Origin of the sequence: Citrobacter sp. Cpo074 (assembly GCF_030332745.1) — a bacterium.
Taxonomy (GTDB): Bacteria; Pseudomonadota; Gammaproteobacteria; order Enterobacterales; family Enterobacteriaceae; genus Citrobacter; species Citrobacter portucalensis.
The window spans coordinates 1-5365 of the sequence record NZ_JAOWHG010000031.1 but is presented as its reverse complement, the minus strand read 5'-3'; the positions used below and the strand labels follow the sequence as shown (position 1 = coordinate 5365).

The window sequence follows — 5365 nt, the reverse complement described above, 5'->3', positions numbered from 1 at the left end:
ACTCAGAAGTGAAACGCCGTAGCGCCGATGGTAGTGTGGGGTCTCCCCATGCGAGAGTAGGGAACTGCCAGGCATTAATTTAGTGAAGAAGCCCATCCTGCCGGATGGGCTTTTTTGCGTCTGTGCGGAATGAAAACCGCCGGATGCGGCGTACCGCCTTATCCGGCCTACAGAAGCCCGTCAGTGAATGCGTTTCAGTAGGCCTGATAAGCGCAGCGCATCGGGCACATCACAACACCGCACCATCGGGTGCAAAGCAATATCCTGAGCCTCCATAACACAAGCCATCCTGCGGTATATGCGGTAAACTAGGCGCGATTTTGCATCAGGAAAGCGTCTATGAATCACTCCCTTAAAGCCTGGAACACCTTCGGTATCGATCAGCAAACGAATGAACTTGTCTGCGCCGAAAATGAACAACAATTACTGAATGCCTGGCAATCAGCCAATGCATCGCATCATCCTGTACTGATCCTGGGTGAAGGGAGTAACGTCCTGTTTCTTGATACCTTCCAGGGTACGGTGATCGTCAATCGTATTAAGGGTATTGAGATTACAGAACAACCTGATGCGTGGCATTTGCACGTAGGTGCGGGTGAAAACTGGCATCATCTGGTCCAGCATACGTTGCAGCTTGGTATGCCTGGGCTGGAAAATCTGGCGCTTATCCCAGGCTGCGTGGGTTCATCGCCAATCCAGAATATTGGTGCCTATGGCGTAGAGCTACAGCGCGTCTGCGAATACGTAGACTGCGTTGAGCTGTCGACTGGCAAACATCTGCGCGTTGGTGCAGCAGAATGTCGTTTTGGTTATCGTGACAGCATCTTCAAACATGAATACCAGGATCGCTTCGCAATTATTGCTGTTGGTTTACGCTTGTCTAAACAGTGGCATCCGGTACTGACCTATGGCGATCTGACGCGCCTGGATCCTACAACGGTGACGCCTCAGCAGGTTTTTGATTCTGTCTGCCATATGCGCACGACAAAACTGCCCGATCCGAAAGTAAACGGTAATGCAGGAAGCTTCTTTAAAAACCCGGTTGTCAGCGCAGAGATTGCGCAGGAGCTCCTGGCAAAATTCCCAACAGCACCTCATTACCCGCAGGCTGATGGTTCTGTGAAACTGGCAGCCGGCTGGCTTATCGACCAGTGTCAGCTAAAAGGTAAGCGCATTGGTGGCGCAGCGGTACATCAACAGCAGGCACTGGTGCTGATCAATGCAGACAATGCGACGAGTCAGGATGTGGTGCAACTTGCACATTATGTACGTCAAAAAGTCGGTGAGAAATTTAATGTCTGGCTCGAACCAGAGGTCCGATTTATTGGCCCGCAGGGTGAAATGAATGCTGTGGAGATCATTGCATGAAGGATAATACCGTCCCTCTGACGCTTATTTCATTACTCGCTGATGGCGAATTTCATTCTGGTGAGCAGCTCGGTGAAAAGTTGGGAATGAGCCGTGCCGCAATCAATAAGCATGTCCAGACGTTACGCGACTGGGGGGTTGATGTCTTTACTGTTCCAGGTAAAGGATACAGCTTACCGGAGCCTATCCAACTATTAGATGCCTCACTTATTCATTCTCAACTGGATGGTGGAAATATCACAGTCCTGCCGGTTATCGACTCAACCAATCAGTACCTGATGGACCGAATAGGTCAACTGGAGTCAGGGGATGCCTGTGTCGCTGAATATCAGCAAGCCGGGCGCGGTCGCCGTGGTCGCAAATGGTTTTCACCGTTTGGTGCCAACCTGTACCTTTCAATGTTCTGGCGGTTGGAACAAGGACCGGCTGCCGCGATTGGCCTGAGTCTGGTTATTGGTATCGTCATGGCTGAGGTTTTACGCGATCTGGGCGCAGAGAAGGTACGTGTAAAATGGCCCAACGACCTCTATTTGCTCGACCGTAAGCTGGCAGGGATCCTGGTTGAACTGACCGGTAAGACAGGGGATGCCGCGCAGATTGTTATCGGTGCGGGTATTAATATGTCCATGCGCCGGGTTGAAGAAAATGTGGTTAATCAAGGCTGGATTAACTTGCAGGAAGCGGGCATTAACATTGATCGCAATACCCTTGCTGCCCGACTGATACGTGAGTTGCGTGCTGCGTTAGTGCTCTTTGAGCACGAAGGTTTAGCGCCGTATCTGTCTCGCTGGAAGAGACTGGATAACTTTATCGACCGCCCGGTCAAACTTATTATTGGCGATAAAGAAATATTTGGCATCTCTCGTGGAATAGACGCGCAAGGTGCATTATTGCTTGAACAAAATGGCGAGATCAAACCCTGGATGGGTGGAGAAATATCGCTAAGAAGCGCTGAGTAATAAGAAGGGGAGCTGTTGCTCCCCTTTTTTATTTATTTTCTCAACCTGACTTGCTCAACGGCATGATTGGCACTTTTCGTCATGATTAAGCTTGCTCGCTCACGCGTTGGTAATATATTTTGTTTTAAATTCAGCCAGTTAATCTCTTTCCATAACGATGTGGCGGTGTTGATAGCCTCATCTTCTGATAATTTTGCATAGTTATGGAAATAAGAGTCCGGGTTGGTAAACGCCCCTTCACGGAATTTCAGGAAACGGTTGATATACCACGTCTGGAGTAATTCTTCTGGCGCATCAACATAAATAGAAAAGTCGACAAAGTCAGAAACAAATACATGATGCGGATCGTGAGGATAGTCCATCCCGCTTTGTAATACATTTAGCCCTTCGAGTATTAATATGTCGGGCTGGGCAACGGTTTTGTCGCCATCAGGGATCACATCATAGATGAGATGGGAATAGACCGGCGCCGTGACGTTAGGTACGCCTGATTTCAGATCGGAAACGAATTTAACCAAGCGATGCATATCATAGGACTGGGGGAAGCCTTTCTTCTTCATCAGTCCACGATCTTTCAATACCTGGTTAGGGTGGAGAAAGCCATCGGTAGTAATCAACTCAACCTTGCGATGCTCGGGCCAGCGACTGAGCAAAGCCTGCAAAACACGCGCAGTCGTACTTTTACCGACGGCGACGCTGCCAGCAATGCTAATAATATAAGGAATACGCTCGCCATTCGTGCCTAAAAATTGCTCCAGCACGGCCTGACGTCGCAGGTTCGAACTGATGTAAAAGTTTAGCAAACGCGAGAGAGGCAAATAAATCTCGGCAACTTCTTCCAGCGATAAGTCTTCGTTAATGCCTTTAAGACGAGCAATCTCTTCCTCGGTCAGGGTCATCGGCACGGAATCACGAAGCGCAGCCCACTGGTTGCGATCAAACTGTAGGTAAGGCGACGTTAACGCTTGCTCTTTTATACTCATACGCATGGTCTGGCTGTCATTGCTATATCAGGTCTGCGGTAAAAAACGAAATCATCCCGGTACGCAATGGCACGCACATTTCAGTTAATTTGGACAATGGGCAGGAGGGTAACACCAGATGGGGGGGAATAATAAGAAAAAATCATCCTCTGAAATGCAATGTGACGGGTATTCCAGATGTATAAAGATGTGCTTTCTCTCTATCAAAGCGTACCTGCCGGAGCAAAATTCCTCCCAGAGGAGGCACGTGACGTTGGAAATTTGTCCAATCCAAAGAGGAAATAGATTATTTATCGGTCGTATAGTGCAAAATGTGAGCGATAGAACATTTTATGCAATTTTTTAGTTGCATGAGTGCGCGTGTCTCCATAAAATGCGCGCTACTTGATGCCGACTTAGCTCAGTAGGTAGAGCAACTGACTTGTAATCAGTAGGTCACCAGTTCGATTCCGGTAGTCGGCACCATCAAGTCCGGTGGGGTTCCCGAGCGGCCAAAGGGAGCAGACTGTAAATCTGCCGTCACAGACTTCGAAGGTTCGAATCCTTCCCCCACCACCACTTTCTGGCAGCGTTATCGCCGCCTGAGTTGATTAAAAAATTAATCAGCTCGAACAGAAAAGAGAGAAATCTCTTTTTTGTTGCAGAAAGAACTGGGTAGCCGAGTTTCAGGATGCGGGCATCGTATAATGGCTATTACCTCAGCCTTCCAAGCTGATGATGCGGGTTCGATTCCCGCTGCCCGCTCCAGACGTGCTGATATGGCTCAGTTGGTAGAGCGCACCCTTGGTAAGGGTGAGGTCCCCAGTTCGACTCTGGGTATCAGCACCACTTCACTTCTCCTTCCCGTTTCTCTCTGTTTACTTTTAAAAGCATTCAACAGCTCAGGTATATTGCCTGGTTGATGTGGTGATATCACCGATTTATCCGTGTCTTAGAGGGACAATCGATGTCTAAAGAAAAATTTGAACGTACTAAACCGCACGTTAACGTCGGTACTATCGGCCACGTTGACCATGGTAAAACAACGCTGACCGCTGCAATCACTACCGTACTGGCTAAAACTTACGGCGGTGCTGCTCGTGCATTCGACCAGATCGATAACGCGCCGGAAGAAAAAGCTCGTGGTATCACCATCAACACTTCTCACGTTGAATATGACACCCCGACTCGCCACTACGCACACGTAGACTGCCCGGGCCACGCCGACTATGTTAAAAACATGATCACCGGTGCTGCGCAGATGGACGGCGCGATCCTGGTTGTTGCTGCGACTGACGGCCCGATGCCGCAGACTCGTGAGCACATCCTGCTGGGTCGTCAGGTAGGCGTTCCGTACATCATCGTGTTCCTGAACAAATGCGACATGGTTGATGACGAAGAGCTGCTGGAACTGGTAGAAATGGAAGTTCGTGAACTTCTGTCTCAGTACGATTTCCCGGGCGACGACACTCCGATCGTTCGTGGTTCTGCTCTGAAAGCGCTGGAAGGCGAAGCAGAGTGGGAAGCGAAAATCATCGAACTGGCTGGCTTCCTGGATTCTTACATCCCAGAACCAGAGCGTGCGATTGACAAGCCGTTCCTGCTGCCTATCGAAGACGTATTCTCCATCTCCGGTCGTGGTACCGTTGTTACCGGTCGTGTAGAGCGCGGTATCATCAAAGTTGGTGAAGAAGTTGAAATCGTTGGTATCAAAGAGACTGCTAAGTCTACCTGTACTGGCGTTGAAATGTTCCGCAAACTGCTGGACGAAGGCCGTGCTGGTGAGAACGTTGGTGTTCTGCTGCGTGGTATCAAACGTGAAGAAATCGAACGTGGTCAGGTACTGGCTAAGCCGGGCTCTATCAAGCCGCACACCAAGTTCGAATCTGAAGTGTACATTCTGTCCAAAGACGAAGGCGGCCGTCATACTCCGTTCTTCAAAGGCTACCGTCCGCAGTTCTACTTCCGTACTACTGACGTGACTGGTACCATCGAACTGCCGGAAGGCGTAGAGATGGTAATGCCGGGCGACAACATCAAAATGGTTGTTACCCTGATCCACCCAATCGCGATGGA

The 5365-nt window shown here is 49.5% G+C and carries 4 protein-coding genes, 4 tRNA genes, 1 rRNA gene and 1 pseudogene; 8 read left to right on the top strand and 2 right to left on the bottom strand.

What is annotated here, in order from left to right:
• The 3 genes from rrf to birA all read left to right on the top strand — a co-directional run.
• Positions 1-73, top strand: a 5S ribosomal RNA gene (gene rrf, locus OGX83_RS22885); the annotation flags it as partial.
• A 266-nt stretch (positions 74-339) separates the two neighbouring features.
• Entirely contained in the window at positions 340-1368 is a 1029-nt protein-coding gene (murB, locus tag OGX83_RS13485) for a UDP-N-acetylmuramate dehydrogenase (RefSeq protein WP_286588249.1), read from the top strand.
• On the top strand, positions 1365-2327 hold the full coding sequence (gene birA, locus OGX83_RS13480) for a bifunctional biotin--[acetyl-CoA-carboxylase] ligase/biotin operon repressor BirA (protein WP_003826969.1): 963 nt from the start codon (positions 1365-1367) through the stop codon (positions 2325-2327). Before murB ends, birA begins: the two co-directional genes overlap by 4 nt.
• Before the next feature lie 32 nt (positions 2328-2359).
• Here the strand turns inward: birA and coaA are convergent, their stop codons facing one another.
• Positions 2360-3310: a type I pantothenate kinase gene (gene coaA / locus OGX83_RS13475; RefSeq protein WP_003031107.1), complete on the bottom strand. Its 951-nt coding sequence runs from the start codon at positions 3308-3310 to the stop codon at positions 2360-2362.
• Positions 3311-3599: 289 nt separating this feature from the next.
• Positions 3600-3680 (bottom strand): annotated as a pseudogene (locus tag OGX83_RS13470) (hypothetical protein); the annotation flags it as partial.
• Between the two features lie 19 nt (positions 3681-3699).
• Between OGX83_RS13470 and OGX83_RS13465 the strand changes: the two are divergent.
• The 5 genes from OGX83_RS13465 to tuf all read left to right on the top strand — a co-directional run.
• Positions 3700-3775, top strand: a tRNA-Thr gene (locus tag OGX83_RS13465).
• A gap of 8 nt (positions 3776-3783) precedes the next feature.
• Positions 3784-3868: transfer RNA gene (locus OGX83_RS13460), tRNA-Tyr, on the top strand.
• A 114-nt stretch (positions 3869-3982) separates the two neighbouring features.
• Positions 3983-4057: transfer RNA gene (locus tag OGX83_RS13455), tRNA-Gly, on the top strand.
• A 5-nt stretch (positions 4058-4062) separates the two neighbouring features.
• A tRNA-Thr gene (locus tag OGX83_RS13450) sits at positions 4063-4138 on the top strand.
• Between the two features lie 118 nt (positions 4139-4256).
• Positions 4257-5365: elongation factor Tu (gene tuf, locus OGX83_RS13445; RefSeq protein ID WP_286588197.1), on the top strand; the 1109-nt coding region annotated here is incomplete at its 3' end.

Bases quoted from the DNA above. Each gene is read 5' to 3' on its own strand.
- murB (WP_286588249.1), top strand. From the start codon at position 340: ATGAATCACTCCCTTAAAGCCTGGAACACCTTCGGTATCGATCAGCAA.
- birA (WP_003826969.1), top strand. From the start codon at position 1,365: ATGAAGGATAATACCGTCCCTCTGACGCTTATTTCATTACTCGCTGAT.
- coaA (WP_003031107.1), bottom strand. From the start codon at position 3,310: ATGAGTATAAAAGAGCAAGCGTTAACGTCGCCTTACCTACAGTTTGAT.